The organism is Porphyromonas sp. KLE 1280 (assembly GCF_000700805.1).
Lineage (GTDB): Bacteria > Bacteroidota > Bacteroidia > Bacteroidales > Porphyromonadaceae > Porphyromonas > Porphyromonas pasteri.
On the sequence record NZ_KL362963.1, the window covers coordinates 1 to 25,336 of the forward strand.

General features: G+C 56.4%; 17 protein-coding genes and 2 tRNA genes. 9 read left to right on the forward strand and 10 right to left on the reverse strand.

Going from position 1 to position 25,336, the window contains the following annotated elements; all coding sequences use genetic code 11:
- Positions 1 to 456: 456 nt before the first annotated feature.
- The 5 genes from HMPREF1121_RS03625 to HMPREF1121_RS03640 all read right to left on the reverse strand — a co-directional run bounded on the left by HMPREF1121_RS03625 (position 457) and on the right by HMPREF1121_RS03640 (position 2,824).
- Complete coding sequence (locus HMPREF1121_RS03625) at positions 457 to 1,383, reverse strand: LysR substrate-binding domain-containing protein (protein WP_044114793.1); 927 nt, start codon at positions 1,381 to 1,383, stop codon at positions 457 to 459.
- Positions 1,384 to 1,392: 9 nt separating this feature from the next.
- Complete coding sequence (locus tag HMPREF1121_RS08645; protein WP_052353583.1) at positions 1,393 to 1,827, reverse strand: hypothetical protein; 435 nt, start codon at positions 1,825 to 1,827, stop codon at positions 1,393 to 1,395.
- A gap of 29 nt (positions 1,828 to 1,856) precedes the next feature.
- A complete protein-coding gene (locus HMPREF1121_RS03630) occupies positions 1,857 to 2,372 on the reverse strand; it encodes a glycosyltransferase family 2 protein (RefSeq protein WP_052353584.1) in 516 nt (171 codons plus the stop codon).
- A 266-nt stretch (positions 2,373 to 2,638) separates the two neighbouring features.
- Positions 2,639 to 2,711: transfer RNA gene (locus tag HMPREF1121_RS03635), tRNA-Phe, on the reverse strand.
- A 26-nt stretch (positions 2,712 to 2,737) separates the two neighbouring features.
- A tRNA-Ser gene (locus HMPREF1121_RS03640) sits at positions 2,738 to 2,824 on the reverse strand.
- Positions 2,825 to 3,387: 563 nt separating this feature from the next.
- Here HMPREF1121_RS03640 and HMPREF1121_RS03645 point away from each other — a divergent pair.
- Positions 3,388 to 4,422: a branched-chain amino acid aminotransferase gene (locus HMPREF1121_RS03645; protein ID WP_044114794.1), complete on the forward strand. Its 1,035-nt coding sequence runs from the start codon at positions 3,388 to 3,390 to the stop codon at positions 4,420 to 4,422.
- Between the two features lie 98 nt (positions 4,423 to 4,520).
- On the opposite strand, the gene HMPREF1121_RS03650 is transcribed toward HMPREF1121_RS03645, so the two are convergent.
- The 5 genes from HMPREF1121_RS03650 to HMPREF1121_RS03670 all read right to left on the reverse strand — a co-directional run bounded on the left by HMPREF1121_RS03650 (position 4,521) and on the right by HMPREF1121_RS03670 (position 12,111).
- Positions 4,521 to 5,828: a DUF4302 domain-containing protein gene (locus HMPREF1121_RS03650; RefSeq protein ID WP_044114796.1), complete on the reverse strand. Its 1,308-nt coding sequence runs from the start codon at positions 5,826 to 5,828 to the stop codon at positions 4,521 to 4,523.
- Positions 5,825 to 6,874, reverse strand: coding sequence for a substrate import-associated zinc metallohydrolase lipoprotein (locus tag HMPREF1121_RS03655; RefSeq protein ID WP_198004375.1), 1,050 nt, complete (start codon positions 6,872 to 6,874; stop codon positions 5,825 to 5,827). Before HMPREF1121_RS03655 ends, HMPREF1121_RS03650 begins: the two co-directional genes overlap by 4 nt.
- Positions 6,875 to 6,909: 35 nt before the next feature.
- A complete protein-coding gene (locus HMPREF1121_RS03660; RefSeq protein WP_052353585.1) occupies positions 6,910 to 8,481 on the reverse strand; it encodes a RagB/SusD family nutrient uptake outer membrane protein in 1,572 nt (523 codons plus the stop codon).
- Positions 8,482 to 8,494: 13 nt separating this feature from the next.
- A complete protein-coding gene (locus HMPREF1121_RS03665; RefSeq protein WP_156946045.1) occupies positions 8,495 to 11,608 on the reverse strand; it encodes a SusC/RagA family TonB-linked outer membrane protein in 3,114 nt (1,037 codons plus the stop codon).
- A 251-nt stretch (positions 11,609 to 11,859) separates the two neighbouring features.
- A complete protein-coding gene (locus HMPREF1121_RS03670) occupies positions 11,860 to 12,111 on the reverse strand; it encodes a type B 50S ribosomal protein L31 (RefSeq protein WP_009433247.1) in 252 nt (83 codons plus the stop codon).
- A gap of 812 nt (positions 12,112 to 12,923) precedes the next feature.
- Here HMPREF1121_RS03670 and ahpC point away from each other — a divergent pair.
- The 8 genes from ahpC to HMPREF1121_RS03710 all read left to right on the forward strand — a co-directional run bounded on the left by ahpC (position 12,924) and on the right by HMPREF1121_RS03710 (position 25,236).
- Positions 12,924 to 13,490, forward strand: coding sequence for an alkyl hydroperoxide reductase subunit C (gene ahpC, locus HMPREF1121_RS03675; protein WP_044114800.1), 567 nt, complete (start codon positions 12,924 to 12,926; stop codon positions 13,488 to 13,490).
- A 145-nt stretch (positions 13,491 to 13,635) separates the two neighbouring features.
- Positions 13,636 to 15,180: an alkyl hydroperoxide reductase subunit F gene (gene ahpF / locus HMPREF1121_RS03680; RefSeq protein WP_044114801.1), complete on the forward strand. Its 1,545-nt coding sequence runs from the start codon at positions 13,636 to 13,638 to the stop codon at positions 15,178 to 15,180.
- Positions 15,181 to 15,350: 170 nt separating this feature from the next.
- Positions 15,351 to 18,167 carry a TonB-dependent receptor gene (locus HMPREF1121_RS03685; protein WP_044114802.1) on the forward strand — a complete coding sequence of 939 codons (2,817 nt, stop codon included), beginning with the start codon at positions 15,351 to 15,353 and terminating at the stop codon, positions 18,165 to 18,167.
- 758 nt (positions 18,168 to 18,925) lie between these two features.
- Entirely contained in the window at positions 18,926 to 20,887 is a 1,962-nt protein-coding gene (locus tag HMPREF1121_RS03690) for an LTA synthase family protein (protein ID WP_044114803.1), read from the forward strand.
- A gap of 4 nt (positions 20,888 to 20,891) precedes the next feature.
- Positions 20,892 to 21,890 carry an acyltransferase family protein gene (locus HMPREF1121_RS03695; protein WP_044114804.1) on the forward strand — a complete coding sequence of 333 codons (999 nt, stop codon included), beginning with the start codon at positions 20,892 to 20,894 and terminating at the stop codon, positions 21,888 to 21,890.
- Between the two features lie 19 nt (positions 21,891 to 21,909).
- The gene (locus HMPREF1121_RS03700) at positions 21,910 to 22,890 is read left to right on the forward strand and encodes an acyltransferase family protein (RefSeq protein WP_044114805.1); all 981 of its coding nucleotides are present in this window, start codon (positions 21,910 to 21,912) and stop codon (positions 22,888 to 22,890) included.
- Between the two features lie 19 nt (positions 22,891 to 22,909).
- Positions 22,910 to 24,265, forward strand: coding sequence for an MATE family efflux transporter (locus tag HMPREF1121_RS03705; protein ID WP_044114806.1), 1,356 nt, complete (start codon positions 22,910 to 22,912; stop codon positions 24,263 to 24,265).
- A 50-nt stretch (positions 24,266 to 24,315) separates the two neighbouring features.
- Positions 24,316 to 25,236 carry a mechanosensitive ion channel family protein gene (locus tag HMPREF1121_RS03710; protein ID WP_084151953.1) on the forward strand — a complete coding sequence of 307 codons (921 nt, stop codon included), beginning with the start codon at positions 24,316 to 24,318 and terminating at the stop codon, positions 25,234 to 25,236.
- Positions 25,237 to 25,336 lie beyond the last annotated feature (100 nt).

A 25,336-nucleotide genomic window follows, 5' to 3' on the forward strand; every position in this document is an offset into this window, starting at 1 on the left:
TGTCTTGCTCTAAAAATGATTCTTGCTTCAGATTTATTAGTGTATCTCTACCTAAGTAAAGGTCGTAATTGACGGTTAGGTCTTCATTTCCCTAAACGTTTGTTACTACACTTCTGTTTGTCAATATCAATTATCTCAAAGATCTCTTAAAGTCAAACCACCCACGTCACCGCAAGGCCGTTCGTTTCTTTTGCGAGTGCAAAGGTAGAAAAAAATCACCCAAACTTCCAAATAAGCACGCAAATTCATGCGACGACAAGGCGTTTTCCCCACCAATTCGCGCGCGTACATTATATATGATCATACCAAAGTAGAGCCGCGAAAGAGGCTCGAAATCTCACCTCTCACGAATACACTTACCACAGGCAAGCCACACGCTACACGCAAAAAAGCAGGGAGCATACAGCGCACCGGTTGTATGCTCCCTGCTTGTATGGGGGTGGGACTTGGCTTCGCTTAGACGAGGTCTTGCCCAGGGCGGAGACGAAGCATCTCCTTGGGGACGGCTTGGCAGATCACCTCGCTCAGGCGGTCGATGACGGCGTGACGCACATAGTCGCGGTGATGCACCAGCGTGATGCAGCGTGCAGGACGAGGCAGAGCAAAGGGGCGAATAAGCTCGCTCTGCTCGGCACTCAGCGTCTTCAAAGCCAGCTCAGGCACGAACGTCACGCCATTGCCCTGCTCGACGAAGTGCATAAACGTCTCCAGGCTCCCACGGCTATAACTGAAGCGCTGATTGGGGGCATTCTTCAAGTGGCAGAACTTCACGAGCTGGTCGCGGAAGCAGTGCCCTTCGTCCAAGAGCCAAAGCTGGTAGCGCCCGACTTCAGCCGAGCGGATCGACGTCTCTTCAAAGAGCTCGGAGCGACGGGGCACATAGCCGAGGAACTCCTCAAAGAAGAGCTGACGATCGACGAGCAGCTCGTCTTCCGATGCCGAGGCGATCAGCGCGACATCGATCTGCCCTGAGAGCAGGCTGGCGACGCACTCGCTGGTCTTGAGCTCCGTGATCGTAATCTTCAGATCGGGGAGATGCTTGCGTAGCAGCGGCAGGACGAGTGGCAGGAGATAGGGTGCGATGGTCGGCAAGACACCGAGACGAAGTGCCCCCGTGAGTGCCTCTTGCTCCTCGCGAATAACTTCCTTGACCTGTGCAACCTGCAGGAGAATGATGGCGGCTTGGTCGAGGATGCGACGTCCGACTGCCGTCGGGATGATGGGCTGGTGGCTACGGTCAAAGATCTTGACCCCGAGTTCATCCTCGAGCTTCTGGATCATCGTGCTGAGCGTCGGCTGGGTCACCTGACAAAAGTCAGCGGCCCGCCCGAAGTGACGGAACTTATCCAAAGCTTGGATATACTCGAGCTGCTGTATATTCATGGGTGGAGGTTATCGAAGATTAATGCGAGTGTATGTGTAGGGGGCATGCAGGAAGAGCCACGTCTTCAAGCTATGCACACGCGTCCCGATGACATTGATGAAGGGGCGCTGACGGGCTCGCTTGAGATAGGGTAAGAAAGCCGAAGTGATCTCTCTATACTTGGCCTCCTGTCCCTTATGGACGAAGGCTCCATAGAGCTGATACCAATACATCCAGAGGTAGTTAATCGCCATGGTATTGGCATAGAGGCAGAGGGTAGCATCATCAGCATGACGGCGCTGCAGCTCCTCAATATTGTCAAAGAGGTAGGACATGCGTACATCAAACTGTGCTGTCGTCGAGCCCTCACGATGCAAGACATAGTTATAGCCCGCTTGGGGAAGCAGATAATAGGCATCTATGCGATTCAAGACCTCCAAGACGAAGGAGTTATCCTCATACACATAGCCTTCTCTAAAGCGAATATCTCCAATCACCTCAGCACGGAAGACCTTGGACCAGACAGAGGGGCCGAGCTTAAATGAAAAACCTTGGGCAACCTCCTTAAGCGCCTCCTCACGAGAGAACAGGCGACCAACCTTCTCCCCGCAATAGACCTTTCCCCAGCTCTTATTTCATTGATACCATAGCCCACGATACCGACCTCTCGATGCTCCTCAAGGTAAGTAACCGCAGCATTATAGATACCAGGCTCTATCGAATCATCACTATCTACGAACGTGATGTAGTCACAATCCTTGGCTAAATCTAAGCCTCTATTACGAGCCGTGGACTGACCGCCATTCTCCTTGTGCACGACGACCACACGAGGGTCCTCTGCCGCATAGGCATCACAGATAGCGCCACAGCCATCAGGAGAGCCATCATCAACCAGGATCACGCGAAGATGGGAGTAAGACTGGGACAAGATCGAGTCGACACATAGTCGTAGATAATCCTCGACCTTATAGACGGGGACAATGACAGCGAGTAATGGTTGGTGCGACATTGCGAAGAGACTATTTAGAAAAGACCAAGGAGCAAATCTTCTGCCCCTGGATTATTTGGAACACAAAGCACGAGGGTTATTGCCCCCCGCATTTTCCACAAAGATACAGATAAATCAGGGGCACAAGCACCACGACGCACGGAAGCCTACTGCCAGCCAGGGGGAGGCGACAAGCTGCAAACACAAAGCATAAGCACGGGGGGAGGAGAAACAAAAAAAGAGAGGTATCACACGCTGCTGCGTCGCAATACCTCTCTTCTTCTTTGTGGTGCCACCAGGAATCGAACCGGGGACACAAGGATTTTCAGTCCTTTGCTCTACCAACTGAGCTATAGCACCATCATAAGTCTTAGCAACTCTAACAGCGGAAGCGACGAGATTCGAACTCGTGGTACGGTTACCCGTACGGCAGTTTAGCAAACTGCTGGTTTCAGCCACTCACCCACACTTCCTTGTCGCTTCGTAGCTCTCGAATTGCAGTGCAAAGATAGTACACATCTTTCATACTACCAAATCTCCCCGACGATTGAGCGAAATATCCCGCTACCGATCGGCTGACATTCGCCTTTGTTTCAATGCATAAAGCAACCCTATCCGTATAGTGCTATTCCTCGCGAGATGAGGAGAAAAGCTACCGTAGCCATATACGAAGAAAGCACGTCGAGCAGTGGTATTCCTTGATCCAGGTACGTGGACATTAAATCCAGGCACGAGAATCGATAGGACTACGCACGTAGATATTAGGACTACGCACGTGGATGAGCTTATCGGAGTAGTGGTCGGCGGGTTTATTCCGTAGTAGTCAAGATTTTTTCTCCCGAGGGGCGCAGCACGACTCTATACGAGGGAGAAGGGGGCATTCCCACTCCCCCACCCCTCTATTATATAGGTAGGTGAAGAGCGAGAGAAGGGCTTACTATCGGAGATAAGCACTTTTCTCTATCTTTGCCTATGGCTCCCTCCAGTGGAGCCCAATGAGATTTCGAATAATCGACCACCTCTAAAAAGAACTACAATGGAAAGCGGACAACAGCTGGACTGGAAGAACCTCGGGTTCGGCTACCACCCCACAGACTATAATGTACGTTGCTACTATCGCAATGGCCAGTGGGGCGAATGGGAAGTATCCTCCTCAGACATGATCACCATCCCCATGGCCTCGACCTGCCTTCACTACGGGCAGGAGTCCTTCGAAGGTCTGAAGGCCTTCCGCGGGAAGGATGGTAAGGTACGCGTCTTCCGCCCCGAGGAGAACGCTGCCCGCATGCAGCACACCAGCCGAGGCATCCTGATGCCCGAGCTGCCCACCGAGCGCTTCCTCGAAGCCCTCGACATGGTCCTCCACCTCAATAAGGACTTCATCCCCCCCTATGAGAGCGGCGCATCGCTCTATATCCGTCCCCTGATGATCGGGCTCGGTAAGCAGGTCGGCGTCAGCCCCGCGAGCGAATACATGTTCCTCATGTTCGTCACGCCCGTAGGTGCTTACTTCAAGTCGGGCTTCCGCCCCAGCCCCATGGCGATCATGCGTGGCTACGACCGCGCTGCGCCCCTCGGGACTGGGCAGTACAAGGTCGGGGGGAACTATGCCGCCAGCCTTCGCTCGGGCGTCCTCGCCCACGACAAGGGCTACTCGGCCGTCATCTACCTCGATGCTAAGGAGAAGCTCTACATCGATGAGTGCGGGCCTGCGAACTTCTTCGGGATCCGTGGCAAGAGCTACATCACCCCTAAGAGCCCTTCGATCCTGCCCTCGATCACGAACAAGAGCCTCATGCAACTGGCTGAAGATATGGGCCTCACGGTCGAATGCCGCCCCGTCCATGTCGAGGAGCTCGCTACCTTCGACGAAGCAGGTGCCTGCGGTACGGCAGCTGTCATCAGCCCTATCCTGCGCGTAGATGACCTCGACGAATACAAGAGCTACGTCATCAGCAAGGACGGCAACCCTGGTCCTATCTGCACCGCCCTCTACGAACGTCTGAGAGCGATCCAGTACGGCGACTATCCCGACAACCACGGTTGGGTACGCCTCTACGAGGACCTCTAAGCTCGGCGCACTCCACGCATAAGCACATAAAAAGACCGCCCGAAGCACGCAGTGTGCTTCGGGCGGTCTTCGTATATATAGCTACTGGATAGAGCGGGCTACTGGACCTCGTAGAGGTAGAACCACGCCTTGTCAGCGTACTTCACGCTGGTGAGCTTGTAGTAGGTAGCACCTGCAGCGTCCGTCAGCGTCTCGACGGTGTAGGGTGCACGCGTAGCGAGGCGGCTCACCCAATACTCAGCAGCCGAGGCATACCAGTACCACCACGTCGACTCATTCCCGTCGCGAGCGATGATATCGACCTGCGTGGGGTCGTTGCCAACAGGGACGAAGTCCACCTCATAGGAGAGGCGCGTGTAGCTACCGTTGGTCTGCTCATAGATGGGCATTGTGAGGAAGCCAGCGACCTTCGTATCATTACCGACAAGGCCTGCCGCCTGGTCGGCAGCGGTATTCACACCGAAGTAGGTGCGAGCCGACATACGAGCCTTGCGATTGCGGTAGAGGGTATTATTGACACGCGTGAAGAAGGAGACTAAGTCATCCGCAGCCGAGTCGGCCTTGAAGTAAGCGACATAGCTCTTATTCACGAGATCAATAGGGAGCGAGACCACCGTCGTGGTGACATCCCCCTCGATAGAGGTGACGCTCGTGCCGTCACTGCTGAGGCGGAAGCCCGAGATCGTGACCCCACCGATGGTGATAGGCTCATAGAAGCGAAGGCCCTCAGTCGTGTAGGCAAAGGCCATCTTCTGCGTGGTCGTCGTCTCTCCGCTCGTGGATGTGTACTCCAGCTGACGGTAGGTGGGATTCAGGCGGAAGGATACCGAGCCAGCCGTACCGATGGAGACGGGAGCAAAGTTCTTCCCCTGGAACTTCGTAGCCATAGCCTGCAGCGCTGCGATCTCTGTCGCAGGGTCGGTCGTCATCGGGACGAGGCTCATCTGATTGCCGTACTTGCGCCCCTGCAGGAGGATGCTGTCGCCGCGCTGCCCCATCAGGAGGAGCTCGAAGTCACCACCACGGGCATTACGGAAGTACTCGGTAGAGGTGATGAAGTGGTGGAGGACATTGCTACGCGTATCGAAGGCAAGCGTAGGCATATCGATGTTCTTCACCGAATAGGTCGAGTTCGTAGAGGTCGTCGAGAGCTCGGAGAGCGCCGTGACGCGACCGTCCTTGAACTGGACATACATCGAGTAGCCCCCGTAGGCACGCTTCGTGTCGGGGTAGTAAGTGAGGCGCCAGTAGCCATCGTGTCCCTCGAGCTTGGAGACCGTCTCACTGATCGCCTGCTGGGTGCGGACGGCTGCTCCGGGGAGCTTATCGAGGTCGCTGGAGCTGGTGCAAGAGCTCATCCAAAGGAGAGCGCCCGTAGCGAGGGCGAAGATCTTCGTATAGTTCATTGCTGTGTCGTGGATGAGGTCATTGTAGTGAAGTCCTGACGAGCGAAGTTGGGATAGCGAGCGTGCAGCTGCGCACGGAGCTTATCCATATCGAGCCCCCAGGTCGTGAGCATATAGTCCTTGATGATACGGATCTTCTCCTCGATGATGGAGCGACCCGAGCGGGTGCGTCCAGCGGGGATCACGTCAGCAGAGACCAGCTTGGCTTCCCACTCATCGGCACTAAGGATGACATAGTTCCCGAAGAGCTCAGCGAAGTCTTCGTGAGGCTCCTGACTGGCGTAGTTGGTGATGAAGCCATACTCGATGGACTTCTTCCCTTCACGCGTCCAGCCAGAGATCCAGTCGGCCTGACGGTAGTCGAGCGAGGTGATCTTGTCGAAGTCCGTCGTGGGCTCGACTCTCTGGTGGAAGGTATGCGCAGCCTCGTGGTACATCGTACGGAGGTAGACGTCCTTCAGGCGCTCGAGGTAGGTGGAGTTCTGGCCATCCAGCCAAGTCTTCCACTGATCATACTCTGCCTGCACGGAGGTATCGGTCTCCAGCACAGTCTTCAGACTATCCAGCGTGTGGTAGTACTGCTTGAGCGAAGGGAAGTCGAAGCTATTGATGTTCATAAAGATGATCTTGACCCCGTTGACCGTCGAAGCACGCGTATTCGAGTTGCTGGGCGGTGGGTTGTAGGCCAAGAGCCCCGTGAGCACGAAGGCCTGCGGCGTGAAGCGGCGTACAAAGTCCACCCCCATCACCTCGGTATAGGGCTCGAGGAAGAGGTATTTGAGGACGTTGACGAACTGGAGGCTATTGTACTCGTTGGCTGGGGAGGTCACCCAGTTACGGCCGATCTCACTCTCGGTATAGCGATAGTAGATCTGGATGTTGTAGGGTGAGGTGACTTCGCGCTCGATGTACTCGTCCATTGCCGTGCGGTTCGCAGAGGCATTGAGTACGGAGGTCGAGCTAATATCTGCATCCACTTTGCGGCAGCTGCCGAGGGCCATCGTGAGAGCAGCAAGGGCCCACAGGGAGGCTTTCCTTAGAGTCATATTCATAGTGTGGCGCGATGAGGCGAGCTTGAGGATTAGTTACTTGTGCGGGGAGTAGCTTCGAGGCCAGCGTTGCGGACGTTCTGCGGGATCTGGAAGGTCGTATGCTCATCGCCCGGGGTGAGAGTCTTAGCTACGGTGTACTTCGCGCGGTCCTTCGTGTCGTGGACGAAGCGGTAGACCTCGATGCCATAGCGGCGGATGTCGAACCAGCGCAGGCCTTCGTGAGCCGTAGCTACACGGCGGCACTGCAGGAGGTGGTGAAGGAGCATCTCCTGCTCTTCACCCCCATCGAGGGTGAAGGCGGGATGCAGCTTCTTCTTCATCGTAGGAGCTGTGGCGGAGTTATAGTCCAGAGCCTTATAGAAGGCGATGATCTCATCCTTCGTGAAGGTATTCTTGGTCGTATTGAGGTAGGCAGCCGTCCACGTGTTGAGGTCGGTGACAGCAGCATCGTACTGCTTCTTGATGATCTCAGCTTCGGCACGTACTAGGAGCGTCTCTTCAGCGGTGAAGGGCACGACGAGCGTGTTCCCCTTCTTACTTGCGTAGTAGGGATACTTCGACTGGTTGATGACGTCGCGGTAGTTGTACGAGGACGACACGAAGGGCACCTGCCAGTAGTCGGCCTGTGGTGTCGTGGAGCTGCGCCAGATATTCTCCCCGATGAAGACTTCTTCAGCCGTGCGGTGCGTCATAGAGAAGCGCTTCAGCTGAGCGTAGGAGAAGTAGTCGACCGCATTGGAGGCGACGGGCTGCAGGAGGAAGTTCGCCGTGACGGACTCACGGGTGAAGAGCTTAGCGTAAGCATCCTCCGTCTTAGCACCGACGATGCTGGCGACCTGGAAGTCAGACCAGCGGCGGGGCGCCTTCCCGTCGAGCGCCTTCGTAGCGTGCTCGATTGCCTTGTCCCACTGCTCATAGTAGAGGTAGAAGCGAGCGGCGAACGCTTCGGCAGCAGCCTTATTGAAGTGGTAGGCCTTCTGCTTGTAGTAGCTATCCGAGATGAGGGGAAGCCCTTCGGTGAGGTCCTTGTCGATAGCCGCATAGACCTCAGCGACGGTATTACGCGTGTACTGGGGGTTCAGCGTCACTTCAGGGGCCGTCATATAGGGGACGCCTAAGTCGGTGGAGCTGGTAGAGGTATTGTAGTGCTTACCGAAGAGGTTCACCAAGACGAAGTGCGAGTAGGCACGAGCCACGAGCGCCTCACCCTTGTGAGGGTTGAGCTCTGCACCTCCGCCGAGCTTATCGATAGCCTCCAGCGCAGCATTGGCGTGCTGGATAGCGAGGTAATGAGCACGCCACAGGGCACGCATACCATCGGATTGGTTGTACTCAGGGCCGTCATTCCAGTAGACGAGGTCGTAGGTGAACTTCGTGAAGTTCGGGTTGTCCGTCCCGTAGTCATCGACATTATCCGTGGACATCTCGCAGGCGTAGGCGAAGGAGGTGATAGGATAAGCGTTGGACAGTGCCAGGCGGATCTTCTCAGGAGTATCAAGCTGCACACGTTCGTCGGGTAGCTCATCGAGGAGCTTGTTGCAAGATCCGAGGACGAGGGGAGCCACGAGGGCCACGAGGGGCACGAAGAGTCTATTCATCATAATAGTATCTCGCTTAGAGTCCGACACGCAGGGTGAGGATGAGCTTCTTAGGAGCGGTGACCGAAGAGCTGTACATATAAGCAGGGTCATCGCCACGCAGACGAGCATCCGAGTAGAGGAGCATAAGGTTCTGAGCCTGCAGCTTCACCGCAAGGTTCTTCAGCGGCGTGCGGCGCAGGAGGGTCTTCGAGACCGTGTACTCCATAGAGATCTCCTTGAGGCGTACGTGGTCCGTGCTGACGATACGCGCTGTGGAGGCACTGTAGGCATAGAAGCCGTTGATGAGGTTGTCCGCTCCGTACTGGTCGAAGGCGTAGCTAGTAGGGATACGAGGGATATCCGTGTGGGCCTCGTCACCAGGCTTCTTCCAGCGCTGAGTCAGCTCACGTGGGAAGGCTGAGTAGTCGTCCGTATTGGAGATGCTACGCAGACGCGTCACAGCGCCGAACTCATAGTTGATATTCGCCGAGAGGGTGAAGTTCTTATAGCGGAAGGTATTGGTCAGCGTACCGACATCCGTTGGGTCAAGCGTACCGCTGTACTTGAGGAAGTCGATATTGCTGCTCGAGAAGTTGAAGTCGCCGAGCGTCTCTACCCCACGCTCGTTGTAGAAGCGAGGCATACCTTCGTTCGTCAGACCGAGGAAGGGGATGGAGAAGACGGAGGAGAGCGGATAGCCTTCGTAGGAGAAGCCAGAGCCCGAGACCATCGTACGGACCGTGGGGCTGCTCAGGAGCGAGGTGATCTTATTCGTCTTGTGGAGGTAAGAGAAGCCCGTCGTCCAGCTGAAGGTCTTCGTCTTGAAGTTCACCGTCGAGAGGGTGAACTGCAGACCCGAGGACTTCAGCTCCGCGACGTTACCATTCTTCTGTGCGACACCACCGAGCGACTGCGTGTAGATAGGACCGACGAGGTCATAGCTACGACGGCGGTAAGCATCAATCTCAGCTGAGATACGGCCCTTGAAGAGGCCGAAGCCGAGGCGTGCACCGTAGGTCATCGTCTTCTCGTAGGTCAGGTCGTGGTTAGCGAGGTTGCTATACGCCAGAGCGATTTCCTTCGAGCTGGGACGCCAGGGGATATTGGGATAGATCTCCTCGAGGGAGTTGGTGACGGAGGGGTTATCCGCGACAAGCCCGACGTAAGTCTTCAGGCGCATCGAGGAGAGCGGCTTCAGATGACGGAAGAAGTTCTCACGGTCGACACCCCAGGTCAGCTCCACATTCCACGTAGGGAGCCAGCGGACATAGCGCGAGGGACCGAAGCGGTTGCTGGCGTCGAAGCGCAGCAGAGCGTCGATGGAGTAGCGGTCGTCGTAGGTATAGCTGGCACGGGTGAGGAAGCCGAGGTTGTTATTGACCTTGTTGCGGATGGTGTAGTAGTCCTTCCCCTGCTCATAGAGGCGCTGGATAGCGTCGGGGAGGTAGTAGGAGTGGTAGCCCAGGTCGTAGAGGACACCGTAGTTGATGTTCCAGTTGTTCTGGACGTTCCCCTGATTGAGCTCCATACCAGCAGCAGCGAGGACGTTGTGCTTGCCGAAGGTCTGGTGATAGTCGAGGTCGAACTTGAAGCTATTCACATAGTTCTGTACGACGCGGCTCTCACGGATACCGCCCTCGGGGAGTACGGAGTAAGGAAGTGCGTAGGGGTCGTTGGGGTCGGTACGCAAGTTCTTATTATTGTTGCGTACGTTGGTCGTCTGCATGGCGCGCATGCTACGGGCCAAGACGGAGTGCTCGGTGTTATCGAGGAAGGTCACCGTATTGGTGTACTTGACGTCGGTGACGAAGGTCGCACGCAGCTGCTTGATGATATCCCACGTGGCAGTACCCTGGATACCGAGATACCCCTGAGTGCGGGTGCGGCGGCTCTCACGGAGCTCGTCGAAGATATTGTAGGAGACGTAGTCCTTCGTGTAGCTCTCTGTGGGGAGCAGTGCGCGGCTCGTCGTATTGGCGTACTTGACTGCTGAGGTAGCAGGCTCTTCGGAGGTATTGTACTCCCCGATGATATTCAGCCCGATCTTCAGCGTAGGCAGGAGCTTGTAGTCCGCACTCATGCTACCCGAGTAGGTATTGGCGCGGCTGCCGATGGTCCACCCTGGGTCGACGCGAGCGGTGAGTGAGGCGAAGAGGTTCGTCTTATTCGTCCCGCCGTTGAAGCTCAGCGTATGGTTGTGGACGATGGTATTGCGGTAGAGCTGCTTGAACCAGTTGGTATTCGCACGCTCAGCGGTGCGGAAGTAAGCCAGACGTGAGGCCTCATCGTTGGACAGACGGGGCTTACCCGATTCGTCAAGCTCGTTGAAGAGCTGATACATGCGGCCGATGAGCCCCTGGTCCTTAGACGTCTCCAGCGTGTGGATCGGATACATCCCCCCGTCAAGCAGGTCCTGGATGAGGGCCACGTGCTGCTGGGAGTTCATCACGTTCAGGTCGTTGTACGTGGGGATGGGGCGGTAGATATATTCCCCGCGATAGCTAAGGGAAGAGACACCAGCAGAGCCAGACTTCGTCGTGATCTCTACGACCCCAGCGATACCGCGTGGGCCGTAGCTCGAGGTCTCCGAAGAGGTGGTAAGGATACGTACCGAGGCGATATTCTCAGCACTCAGCCCTGGCACGAGACCGGCAGCTACCTGCTTGGGGTCTGCCCCAGCGAAGGACTCCAGGCTACCGTAGTCGCTACCGAGGACGACGCCATTGAGCACCCACAGTGGGCGAGCCTTCCCCGTGATCGAGGTAGCCCCACGGCTCGAGGTCGAGAGGATCACATCGTCCTTCCCGTCGCCCGAGTGCGTAGCGGTGGTGTCGGCCTTAGGCTTCCCCTGCTCTGGGGCTTGCACTGGGAGCTCTACATCCACCTGTGGCTGATTCGCCACGATAGTCTTGAGGATCTTACCGTTGAGGATGAACTGAAGGGTCTGGCCCGACTCGAGCTCGATGACGTAGAGTCCTTGCTCGGTAGTTGTCATGCTGCGACCAGTCTCCTTTACGACGACTTGGACTTTAGGGAGCACTGCATTCGAAGCATTAGTGACGCGCCCTGTGACCAAGATTTTCTGCGCTGAGGCCATACCTCCACCCAGGAGGAGTGCAAGGGCCAACGCTGAGAGTCTTGTCTTCATATACTCTAGCTTTGATATCTATTTGTGGTCACGAAGATAACATTTTTATGATACACGGGAGGGGTATCATACTGAATGACTTAATCATCTCTCAAGAGGCACTCCCCCGCACAAGCTATCCAGCCTAAGCACAGATAGATAAGAAGAGAGGCCACCTCCCCGTTGCAGGGAGATGGCCTCTTGTATCTTGGTGCACTCTTGGGGACGCTTGTACTTCACGTCACCAGCGAGGGCTCTGTCCGAGTCGACGACTACTTCTTGCGGTTGCCGTAGCGGCTCATGAACTTGTCCACACGACCAGCCGTGTCGACGAGCTTAGCCTTACCCGTAAAGAAGGGGTGCGACGTGCTGGAGATTTCCACCTTGATCAGAGGGTACTCTACTCCGTCTACGACGATCGTTTCCTTAGCGGGCATCGTCGAGCGCGTGATGAAAATGTCTTCGTTAGACATGTCCTTGAATACTACAGGACGGTAGTTCTCAGGATGAATTCCTTTCTTCATTATCGTTATAACGTTATAATTTGTTCTACTTTATCGCTGCAGCCGAAGCTGCTGGGTTGGTAACCGTAGGAGCGCTAATGGACTGCAAATATAGGCATAATTTATTGTATCTCCTACCCCACCCGCCCATAACACAGTCAATTACCCCTCTAAAGACGCGTCTGGAGCCCCCATTCATCACCCCGCTCACATCACCTCAATGAGGTGCACGACGAGCCACGAAGAAGGGCCACTCCATATATAAAACTGTTGCATAGAGTCCGGCCCTCTATCTTAGAGTGCTAAGGCATCGCACGCCCAGCCCCACGACATCCCTCTCCGAAGAGATCAGACAAGCCCTGCACCTTAGCGCGAGTACTCCTTTTATCCAGCAGAGGGGAAGGTGTCCTTCTCATGGAGAAAAAGCGCCTTCACGTAGTGGTATTCTTCTATCCATGCACGTAGTCTTAAAGACCAGGCACGTAAATCCAAATATCCACGTACGTAGATATTAGAGCCACGTACGTAGTCCAAAATTATCTGCCACTCGTCCACGACTTTTTATCCATACGTGGAGCAACAACCTAATATAGGTCGGCGCATCAATCTATATAGGTCAGCTCAGCGACCAATATAGGTGCAGGCCGCCACCGAATACGGAGTGGTATCACCATGCATCTGAGCGGGGCGCAATAGAGAATTATATACGCTATTTATATCGGTATATATGGCACAAATTGGAGGCTGTAAAAGGTTGGGCTACCTTTGCATCACAAATCGAGAGCACCCCTGTGGTGCGCTTCATCACACTTTCAAGAAATCAGTTATAGATTATGTGTTACATCAACAGCCAGCTCCCTGAGTTCAAGGTCAACGCTTACCGCAAGGACAAGGGTTTCATCCAAGTTTCTAACGAAGACCTCAAGGGCAAGTGGAGCATCCTCTTCTTCTACCCTGGTGACTTCACCTTCGTTTGCCCCACCGAACTTGCTGACCTCGCAGACCACTATGCTGAGTTCCAGGCTCTCGGCGTAGACATCTACTCCGTCAGCACCGACTCTCACTTCGTCCACAAGGCATGGGCTGACGCTACCGAGACGATCCGCAAGATCGAGTACACGATGCTCGCTGACATGACCTTCGAGCTCTCGGCTGCCCTCGGCGTCCTCGGCGAAGAGTCTGGTCAGGCTTACCGTGGTACCTTCCTCTTCAACCCCGATGGCGAGCTGAAGATCGCTGAGATCCACGACAACGGTATCGGTCGTGACGCAAGCGAACTCCTCCGCAAGGTCAAGGCTGCTAAGTTCGTCTACGAACACCCAGGCCAGGTCTGCCCCGCTAAGTGGAAGGAAGGCGACGCTACGCTGACCCCCAGCATCGACCTCGTCGGTAAGCTCTAAGAAGCACCTCTACCCCCAGCCGAAGGTCTTACCTTCACGAAGGCAAGGGCTCAACACAAACGGGGGAGGTAGAGTCTGCACGACTCTACCTCCCCCGTGCTTCATCTATACCATATATACGTCCTCACTCATTCGACTTACTCTTATGCAGCTCGATCAGAATATCATCACTCAGCTTCAGGGTCTCTTCGCTAACCTGAAGCACCAGTATACCCTCGTCGTCGACAACGCAGGCGACGCCAAGAGCGAAGAGCTCGCTACGATGGCACGCGACTTCGCCAGCACCAGCCCCCAGATCTCCGCTGAGGTACGTCCCGCTGACGTCCTTCGCCTCAGCATCCTCCGCGATGGGCAGGCTACGGGCATCTCCTTCCGCGCTATCCCTGGCGGTCACGAGTTCACCTCCCTCATCCTCGCCGTCCTCAACGCTGACGGCCAGGGCAAGAACCTCCCCGAAGAGGTCTTCATCCGCCGTATCGCTGCGCTGAAGACGCCTCTGCGCCTCACGACCTACGCTTCGCTCAGCTGTACTAACTGCCCCGAAGTCGTCCAGGCGCTGAACGTCATGGCACTCTACAACGAAGGCCTCGAGCACGAGATGGTTGACGGCGCACTCTTCCAGGACGAAGTGAACGCCCGCAACATCAGCTCTGTCCCCGCCGTCTACGCTGGCGACACGCTCGTACATATCGGTAAGGCTTCCCTCGGTGACCTCCTCGCCGCCCTCGAAAAGAAGATCGGCGCCGAGCCCGTCTCCGCTGAGCCTATCCGCCGTAGCTATGACCTCATCGTCGTCGGTGGCGGTCCATCGGGTATCGCTTCGGCTATCTACTCCGCACGTAAGGGTCTCCATGTCGCCGTCGTCGCTGAGCGCATCGGTGGTCAGGTGAACGAGACTACGGGTATCGAAAACATCCCCTCCGTCAGCGCCACCACGGGGACGCAGCTCGCTGCTGACCTGCGCAAGCATGCGGAGATCTATCATATCGATCTCCTCGACAACCGCCGCGTCGAAGCCGTCACCGATGGTGAGACGAAGCTGGTGAAGACGAACCTCGGCGAAGAGCTCTCCGCCGCTCAGGTCATCCTCGCCACGGGTGCCTCTTGGCGTAAGCTCGGCGTCCCTGGCGAAGCCGAATACATCGGTCGTGGTGTCGCCTTCTGCCCCCACTGTGATGGCCCCTTCTTCAAGGACAAGGACATCGCTGTCATCGGCGGTGGGAACTCCGGTATCGAGGCAGCTATCGACCTGGCTGGTATCTGCCGCAGCGTCGTCGTCCTCGAGTATATGGACACCCTGCGTGCCGACATCGTCCTACAGGAGAAGCTCGCTACGCTGCCCAACGTCACCGTGCGCAAGGCCGTAGCTACGAAGGCCGTCCTCGGTGATGGCACGAAGGTCACGGGCCTCACCATCGCTCCACGTGATGGCGGCGACGAAGAGACGATCGCCCTCGATGGCCTCTTCGTACAGATCGGTCTCGCGGCCAACACCAAGCCCTTCGAGGAGCTGGTCGAGCTACGCCGTGGCGAGATCGTCATTGACGAGCGCTGCCGCACCTCTGTCCCCGGCATCTATGCCGCTGGTGACTGCACGACCGTGCCCTACAAGCAGATCGTCATCGCTATGGGCGAAGGCGCGAAGGCAGCACTGACCGCCTTCGACGACCGCATCCGCTCGGCGAAGTAACCCCACCCGATCTTTAGTCCATAATGCTGCAGGCTCTCGCTCTCTGGAGCGGGGGCCTGCACTGCTTTGGGGCAATCCACAAGTCTTTTTCAAAAAATTTTACGCTACGATTAAACGCACCCTCCAGCTCGTACTCTAAGAGAGAAAGCAAACTCAAGAATACAGCATTTATGAATAGCCTCCGTAGCCGCTCCATCATCGGCCTTATGAGCCTCCTGCTCTTGCTGCTTGGCCTGCCCACAGGCCTGCGCGCTCAGGACTCATTATACACGATCACCGGCCGTATCCTCGACGAGAAGAGTGAAGCACTCCTCGGCGCCAGCGTGAGCCTCCTCCAGAGTGACGGTAAGCTCAAGACGGGTGCCATCACCGCCAAGGATGGCGCCTTCCACCTCAAGGGAATCGCCGCCGGAAGCTACACGCTACGCGTCTCCTACATCGGGTACAAGACCCACACCACCCCCATCCGCCTCGAGAAGCAGTCACTTACGCTGCCCACCATCACCCTCCAAGCTGAAGGTGAAATCCTCGAAGGCGTGAAGGTCGTCGGGAAGACCAGCGACGTCGTCATCAAGGGCGACACGATCGAATTCCACGCTGGGAACTTCACCACGAACCAAGGGGCGGTCGTCGCTGACCTCATCAAGAAGCTCCCTGGAGCCAGCATCGATGACAACGGCAATATCACCATCAACGGGAAGACCGTCAAGCAGATCATGGTTGACGGAAAGCGCTTCTTCGAGGGTGACCCGAAGGTAGCCGCCAACAACCTCCCTGCCGAAGTCGTCGAGAAGGTACAGGTCCTCGACCGCGATAGTGAGGCAGCCCGCCTCTCAGGCTTCTCCGACGGCAATGAAGAGACCGTCATCAACCTCACCATCAAGGCGGGGAAGAAGAAGGGACTCTTCGGTACGGCCTACGCTGGTGCAGGTACGAGCAAGCGCTACGAAGCGAACCTAACCCTCAGTCGCTTCGCTGACGACAATCAGTTCTCCATCATCGGAAGTCTCAACAATACGAACAACGCTGGCTTCACCGACATCAGCCAAGACGGCAATCAGCTCGGCTTCATGATGGGTATGGGCGCTGGTCGCCGTGGCAACAGAGGTGGTGGCGGTATGCCCCGACGTGATGCCAACGGTATCCTGACCTCGAGAATGCTCGGCGGCAACCTCAATCAGACGCTCTCCTCGAAGCTCCAGCTCAATGCCAACGCCCTCGGCGGTCGCAATACCACCAATAAGATCACGGACAGCTGGCAGCAGAACTACCTCTCCACGGGCTCGACGACGGAGACGGGGAAGAGCACGGAGCGTAGTGACAAGGACTCCTACGGAGCGAACATCCGTATGGAGTGGAAGCCCGACAGCCTGACGGAGATCATCGTCTCCCCCGAGCTCCGCTACGGCCGCAGTCAAGGCACCTACACCTCCACGACGAAGACCCTCGAGGATGCTACGAGCACGCTGATCAACTCCAGCGACCTCACGCAGAATACCCTGCAGAAGAATATCAACGGGACACTGCGCCTCGATGGTAGCCGTCGTCTGAGTGCCGCAGGGCGTACCCTCACGCTCTCCACGCGCTTCGGCATCGAAGATGAGACGGGCGAGGGGAAGTACCTCTACAATCTCTTCGACCGCACCTCGACGACGAATCAGTCCGTCGACCAGCGCATCGACAGCCGTACGCGTAGCACGAACTATCAGGCACGCCTCGGCTGGGTAGAACCTCTCGGCAAGGGCTACTTCACGCAGCTCACCTACCAGATCAAGGGCTCACAGAGCAATAGCTCACGCGATGCCTTCGACCCCGACGCTACGGGAGCCTACACGGTGCACAACGCGACGTACAGCAATGAGTTCCGCTCAGAGTACCTCACGCATCAGGCAGGTGTCGCACTGAAGAAGAAGGGTAAGACCTACGATGTGACCGCTGGGGTCAACCTCGAGTCATCGAGTATCAGCAGCCACTCCGTCGTCGGCGGTATCACGGCTACGCCTATCTCCCGCACGACACTGAACTTCTCCCCTACCCTGCGTATGAGCTACAAGCCTCAGCGTGGCACGGAGCTTCGCCTCGACTACTTCGGTCGTAGCTTCGCCCCTACCAACGAGCAGCTCTCCCCCGTACAGGATGTGACGAATCCCCTCATCTCCTACGTCGGGAATCAGGACCTGCTCCCAGGCTTCCAGCACAACCTCTTCGGACGCTTCAGCAAGTACTGGACGAAGACGCAGACCTCGCTCTCCGTCTTCGCTCGTGGGCAGGTTGTACAGAATGACATCATCCAGCGCTCACTCTACGATGTCACGACGGGTAAGCGCACCATCGACTATACCAACGTAGACGGCAATGCCTCGGTCGGTATCGGTGGCTTCCTCACGCAGCCCCTCCCAGGGAAGAAGTTCTCCATCCGCGTAGCGTCCTTCAACGACCTGGCTCGTAGCAATACTTATATCAACGGTGGCAAGAACCGTAGCCTCGCCCTCCGCCTGCGTGAGGAGCTCGGTCTGAACTACCGCGTCACAGGCATCGATATGACCCTCAAGGGAGGCTTCGGCTACTACAACGCCTCGAACACGCTGGCCTCAGCCGTCACTCCCGCGACGAAGGACTACTCGCTCGGCTATACGACCAATATCACCCTGCCGCTGGGCTTTACCTTCGAGGGTGAAGCGACCTACACCACCTCACGTGGCTACGCCGCTGGCTACAATCAGGATCAAGTCCTGCTGAACGCTGGTCTCTCCTATAGCTTCCTCGCTGGGAAGAAGGCGACCATCCGCCTCAAGGGCTACGACCTCCTGAATAGCCGTCGCAGCATCTACCAGAGCATCACGGCGATGTCCAGCACCATCGAAGAGTCCAACACGCTCGGCCGCTACGCTATGCTCCACTTCATCTACCGCTTCGATAGCTTCAGCGGTGGCGGTAGCAAGAGCGATATGAAGCGTCAGGGCCCTCCAGGACCACCCCCATTCTAAAGAAAGTAGTAGTGTACTAGAGAGTGTATTTTCTGTGTATATGCATATGTGTGTGATGTGTGGCGGTGGGACTTCGGTCTCATCGCCACATTTCTTTGCCATGCACCTCGATAGTGAAGCAAGCTACACTATATGAGTACGTGGGTAGAGCTATATAGGATGGCGAAGAAAGCTATATAGCTTTGGACTGATTCCTATATAGCTTTGTGAAGTGACCTCTATTAGGCCGTTGCTCCACGTAGGGATAAAAGTTGCGGACGAGTGGCAGATAAGTTTGGTCTACGTACGTGGCTCTAATATCTACGTACGTGGATATTTGGATTTACGTGCCTGGTCTTTAAGACTACGTGCGTAGACAGAGGGAAGCACTACGTGAAGGCGCTTTTTTCTTCGCAAGAACAGCACTTTTCCCTCCGCTGAATAAGAGGAATACGCGCGATAAAGCGAAGAGCTTGTGTATCACTTCGGAGAGGCATATCGGGGGCTGAGCACGCGATGCCTTAGCACTCGAAATAGCGAACAGGACTCGTGGCAACAGTCTCTATATGAGGGAGAGGTATAAACCACTATGGGGTTGGTGGTTCATACTACCCCCTCTTACGGACGACGCTTCTGCAGGCAGAGAAGCGCCCCATCTAACGGAGTAAGAATAGGCATGATAAAGGGGCAAGCAGGGGCTTCTTCTTGCAAGCACGCCCCCCAATTGCTTGGACTAAGATTTGTACCTTTGTAGCCAAATAGATACATAGTAATTACCGATGACCTCCTCGTCTACGTCTTCGGCCCTCACGCCGCTCGGCGCTCAGGTCCGACTTCTCCTCCTGCGCTTCCTCCTCTCCTTCGTCATTTACAGCATCTGCCGAGGGATATTCTGCCTGTACAATCAGGATCTCTTAGAGATCGGTTCGGCTGGGCAGCTTGCCCTGATGTTCTGGGGCGGCCTGCGCTTCGACCTCAGCGCTATCGTCTACACGAGCCTGCTGCTGACGACACTAAGCCTCCTACCCCTACCACAGGCCTACAGCCGTGGCTACCAGCGTATGCTGACGGGGCTCTATCGTATCGTCACGAGTCTGGCTATCATACTGAACCTCGGCGACGTCGTCTACTATCGCTTCACGCTGAAGCGTACGACGCTGGCCGTCTTCGAAGAGTTCGGAGATGAGAATCCATTCCAGTTCCTCCGCTTCTTCGTAGACTATTGGGGGGTAACGCTCTTAGGGATCGGACTTATCATTCTCTTCTGTATCATCGAGGGGAAGCTCCCCCGTCCTAAGCAGCGCCCCACGGGCCGTATGTGGGCCTTCTACCTCACGTCACTGATCCTCCTCGGCGGGAGTATCTACCTCTCCATCGTCGCTGGGCGCGGTGGCTTCACCAGTGAGACCCGCCCCATCACACTGAGCAATGCGAACATCTATATACACCGTCCTCAGCAGCGTGCGCTGGTGCTGAACACCCCATTCAGTCTCATCCGCACCATCGGCAAGTCAAGCCTGCCAGAGTACCAATATATGCCCTTCGCCGAGGTGCCGAAGTACTTCAACTCCGTCTACACCCCTGGCTCGACACCTGTCTCAGGGAAGTACAAGGGGCGCAATGTCGTCCTCATCATCTGGGAGAGCTTCGCACGCGAATGGGTCGGCGGGCTCAACCAAGACATCCCGGGTTACCAAGGCTTCACGCCCTTCATCGACTCGCTGATGCAGCGCTCCTATGTCTTCACTAACGGCTACTCCAATAGTCAGAAGTCCATCGATGCGATGCCTGCGATCTTCGCCTCGGTCCTCAAGCCCCACGTCCCCTTCGTCCTATCGATCTACTCGGGGAACAACATCACGGCTCTACCCGCACGCCTCGACTCGATGGGCTACTCGACGGCCTTCTTCCACGGTGCACCGAACGGCTCTATGGGCTTCAATGCCTTCGTAATGCAGGCAGGCGTCAAGGAATACTATGGTAAGACGGAGTACGCCAATGACGCGGACTATGACGGCAACTGGGGTATCTGGGATGAGAAGTTCCTCCAGTACGTAGCTCGCCAGATCGGCTCGCTTCGTCAGCCCTTCTTCGCGGCGGAGTTCACGCTCTCCTCGCACCACCCCTTCCGTGTGCCCGAGGAGTATCAGAAGGTCTTACCCAAGGGTACGATCCCGATGCACCAAGCAGTAGCCTACACGGATATGGCACTGCGGAAGTTCTTCGAGACGGCGAGCAAGCAGCCTTGGTACGACAATACCCTCTTCGTGATCGTCGCTGACCACGCCGTACCAGGTGCGCTACCCCAGTACAAGAACTCGACGGGTGCCTTCCGCATCCCCATCATCATCTTCGACCCACGAGGCGAACTCGTCGGTCGTGATACGGAGCACCTCGCCGCCCAAGCCGACCTACTTCCCACGATCCTCGACCTCGTCGGGGACGACAAGCCGATGGTGACCTTCGGTGGTAACCCCTTCGACACGACGCGCCCCCGCTTCGTCGTGCAGGATATGGACGGCATCTACCAGATGATCGAGGGGGACTACGCCCTGCACTTCGATGGGCAGAAAGTCACCGCCCTCTACAACCTCAAGACCGATCCCCAGCAGCTCCACAACATCAAGGACCAGCCAGGGACGCCTCTCCCCACGATGCTTCTTCGCCTGAAGGCCTACCTCCAGGACTACGCTTGGCGTATGAAGTACAACAAGCTCACCGAGCTCCACCCTCAGCGATAACGAAATGACTCCTACCGCTCCCGCCAGGAGTAGCCGTCCTCCGGTCAGCTCGCTCTACGTAGCGAAGGCCTTCGCCGCTCTGCTCGTCGTCATCGGGCATACCCCCATAGACCTATTTAAGGTAGGGGTCTATCCCCTGACGCTGAGCGCCGTCCCCATCTTCTTCCTGATCTCAGGATACTTCCTCTACTCGCCAGATGAGTCAAAGAGTGCTGAGCGAGCATGGCGCTCCATCAAGAAGATCGTCCCCATCTTCCTCATCGTCACACTCATCTACTGGCTGATGATCCTCCCCAACCACGGCAACACCGTCCGAAGCTGGGAGCAGGTGTGGCACTTTCTCATCTATGGGCAGCTAACGACGGTACACCTATGGTTCCTTATGGCGATGATCCAGGGGCTATGTGTTCTCGGCCTTGCCCTGCACTGGAGACTGGGGCGCTACCTCTGGGTCTTCGTACCGCTGATGCTGACGGCACTCCTCGGAGGCAGGTACTCCTTCCTCATCACAGGGGGCGAACAGCGAAACCTAATCTACGTCTTCAATAGCGTAAGCTATGCTCTGCCCTTTATGTCAGCTGGCTACCTCATCAAGAAGTATGAGGATAAGATCCCCACGCGCTTCCCTTGGGTGGTGCTTACGCTCCTTATGCTGGCTCTGGCCATCGTGGAGCAACCCTTACTGCGCAGCTATGGTTATAACCACGGAGAAGGTCCTTATATCGGGAGCTTCCTCTTCGCAGTAGCCCTCTTCTTCACGGGCATCACTCACAAGGGCTTCGGTACGGGTAGCTGGGCAGAGACTGTCGGCGCTAAGTACTCGGGCAATATCTACTATTTCCACATCGCTGTAGCGACGGTCATAGCTCCGATTTTCATCAAGCTTGGGGCGGGATCCTTCTATATGCAGACAGGGGCTATCTGGGTCTTTGCAGCCTCGCTCCTTCTGGCCTTTATCATCGTCAAGCTCCAGGATCGTCTGGGGATACATATCCTTCAGTAAGCCCTCTCATAGCCAAGCAATGAAACCAGCTTCATCAGCGATCAATTCGCTCTACATACTCAAGTGTCTCTTCGCTTTCTTAGTAGTCACTTGCCACACGCCTATGGGGGCAGTCAAGGTGATGCTACAGCCCATCGCCATGGGTGCCGTATGTGTCTTCTTCCTCATCTCGGGGTATTTCCTCTATAGCCCTCAGGCGGAGAAGAGCTATCAGCGAGCGGTGAAGTCCCTCCGTAGCACGGTCAAGATCTTCCTCATCGTCTCGCTCTTCTACTGGGCGTGGCTGCTACCAAATAATGGGAACATACTGAACTCCTTCCAGCAGCTGGTATCACTCCTCCTCACGGGCTCGCTCTTCTCGGGACATACATGGTATCTTATGGCGATGATCCAGGGGCTCCTCGTCCTCGCCTTGGTCTTCCGTCTCGGCATCCAGCGCTATATCTGGATCCTCACACCGCTCTGTATCTTCGCCTTACTCGGCAGTCAGTACTCCTTCCTACTGACTGATGAGCGTGCAGACTACTACTATTACGTCTACACCTCCATCAGCTACTCCATCCCCTTCATGTCGATGGGTTACCTGATAGCCAAGTACGAGAGCAAGCTACAGGCGTTCCACCACTGGGGCATACTCTATGCCCTCGGTGTAGCCCTCGCCTATGGAGAGCGCGCCCTCCTCTTCCATGCCGGCTATGACTACGCCGCTGGGGCACTCTTCGGGAGCTTCGTCACTGCCGTCCTCATCTTCATCTGGGCACTACAGCATAAGAGCTTCGGAGCGGGGACGTGGGCTGAGACGATCGGCGCCAAGTACTCGGGCAACATCTATTACTTCCACATCGCTGTAGCGACTATCATCTCTAAGGCGCTCTATGCTGCAGGCATGGGGCCCGTCTATGAGCAACTAGGCTCGGCACTCGTCTTCGTAGGGAGCATCGCCGTAGCCTACGTGATCGTACGCCTACAAGACAAGATCGGGATCCACATCCTCAAGTAACATCCCCCTATAGACTTACATGCAAGATAAGATAAGAGACCTCACCCAAGGCGACCTCTCGAGCCACCTCTACCGCATCGCCCTGCCGATCATGGGGACGAGCTTCGTGCAGATCGCCTACAACATCACCGATATGATTTGGCTGGGGCGACTAAGCTCGCAGGCCTTAGCAGCGGTGGGTGCGGCCTCCGTCTTCCTCTGGATAGCTGCCTCCTTCGCACTCATCAATAAGATCGGGAGCGAAGTGACGATCTCGCAGGGTATCGGTGCTGGTCATCGTGACGAAGCCAAGAACTATGCCTCGCAGAACGTCTGCATGAGCCTCCTCCTGAGCGTGGGGATGCTGGCGATCTACCTGCTCTTTGCAGGCAATCTCCTGGACCTCTATGCGCTCATCCCGAGCGTACGGGCCGAGGGCTTGAGCTACCTCTACCTCTCGCTCGTAGGCTTCCCCAGCATCTACCTCACCGCCTCCTTCACGGGTATCTACAATGCTATTGGCGATAGCCGTACGCCCTTCCGTATCTCCATCCTCGGGCTGGCGACGAATATGCTCCTTGACCCGCTCTTCATCTTCACCCTCGGCTGGGGGGTGTCGGGTGCGGCACTGGCTACCGTCGTGAGCCAGGGCTTAGTGCTCCTGCTCTTCCTCTATCAGGTGAAGCGTGACAAGCTCTTCGGGGGCTTCCCCTTCCTCGTCCGACTGCACTGGCCACAGATACGACGCATCCTACAGATCGGTGTGCCCCCTGCTTCGCTGCAGGTACTCTTCGCCTTCGTCAGTATCTACATCGGTCGTCAGGTATCCACTCTCGGTGGGCATATTGGCGTGGCGACGATGACGACGGGTGCGCAGATCGAGTCACTGACGTGGAACACCGCCTCGGGCGTCACCGAAGCTCTGACGACTATCGTCGGGCAGAACTTCGCCGCTGGTAAGCTCCGTCGCGTCTATATAGCCTTCTGCCGAGCCCTGAGCTTCACGCTCATCATCGGCGTACTGGGGACGATCCTCTTTGTCTTCTGGGGTGAAGAGATCTTCGCCCTCATCGTCCCCGAGGAAATCGCCTACAAGGCAGGTGCGGTCTACCTCGGCATCGTCGGGCTCTCGCAGGCCTTCATGATGCTGGAGATCACTGCCGAAGGGCTCTTCTACGGGCTCGGACGCACCTACCTCCCCGCAGCAGTCAGCATCGTCGGCACGTATCTACGCATCCCGATGGTCCTGCTCTTCGCCTCGTGGGGCTGGGGTATCCGTGCTGTCTGGTGGGCGATCTCCATCTCCTCGATACTCAAGGGGCTCACCATGCTCTACTTCTTCCTGCGCTGGAGACACCGCACTCGGGAGGAGCGTAGGCAGCAGAGCCTCGCATAGCTAAGCCCTCCTATATATCAACCAATATCCAATTCTAACTTATTCCTCTTATGCACCCTCTTTTCTTCGCACAGATACTACCAGCTGATTCGGCTGCAGGCTCGGAGCTCAAGGAAGCTATCGGAGCTGCTACGCAGCCCCTCAACCTCGACATCAAGCACTGGTTCAGCCGGAGCATGCTCGAGGAATGGCTCAATGCTGGTATCAACTTCGGGCTGCGCGTCATCCTCGTAGTCGTCCTCTTCTGGCTCGGTAAGGTCGTCATCACCCGCCTGAAGAAGATCTTCAACGGGATCCTCCGCCACCGCAATATCGAGGGAGTAGCCGTCTCACTCCTTGACTCGGTCTTCACCTCGATCCTGTACATCGCCCTCTTCCTCTTCTTGGCGGGTGTGCTCGGCGTAAAGTCCGTATCCTTCGCCGCTGTCCTGGCCTCTATGGGTCTGGCTGTCGGTATGGCTCTCAGTGGCCAGCTGCAGAACCTCGCTGGTGGGGTCATCATCATCGTCACCAAGCCCTTCAAGCTCGGCGACTTCATCTCGTCGCAGGGTACTGACGGTACGGTCAAGGCCGTCCGCCTCTTCCACACCGAGGTACTGACGCCCGACAACAAGACGGCCTTCATCCCCAACAGCCTCCTCAGCAGCAACAGCGTCGTCAACTACTCGCACGAGAATACCCGCCGTGTCGACTGGACCATCGGTATCGAGTACAATGAGGACGTCGACCGCGCTCGCAACCTCCTGCGCAGCATCATCGAGTCCGACTCACGCATCCTCAAGAGCCCCGACTATACCATCGCCCTGCTCTCTCTCGGTGCCAGCAGCGTGAACATTGTCATCCGTGCTTGGACGGCAAACGAGACCTACTGGGACGTCTTCTTCGATATCAACGAGCGTATCTATAAGGAGTTCAACGCTGCTGGCATCGGCTTCCCCTTCCCACAGCTCACCGTCCATCAGGCGAAGTAATCGCCCTCCCCTCGGATCCATCTAAGTCCCCAGCAGTGGGTCATCTCCATCACCCGCTGCTGGGGATGGAGGTGACCCACTCTCTATATCCCCTCTATCA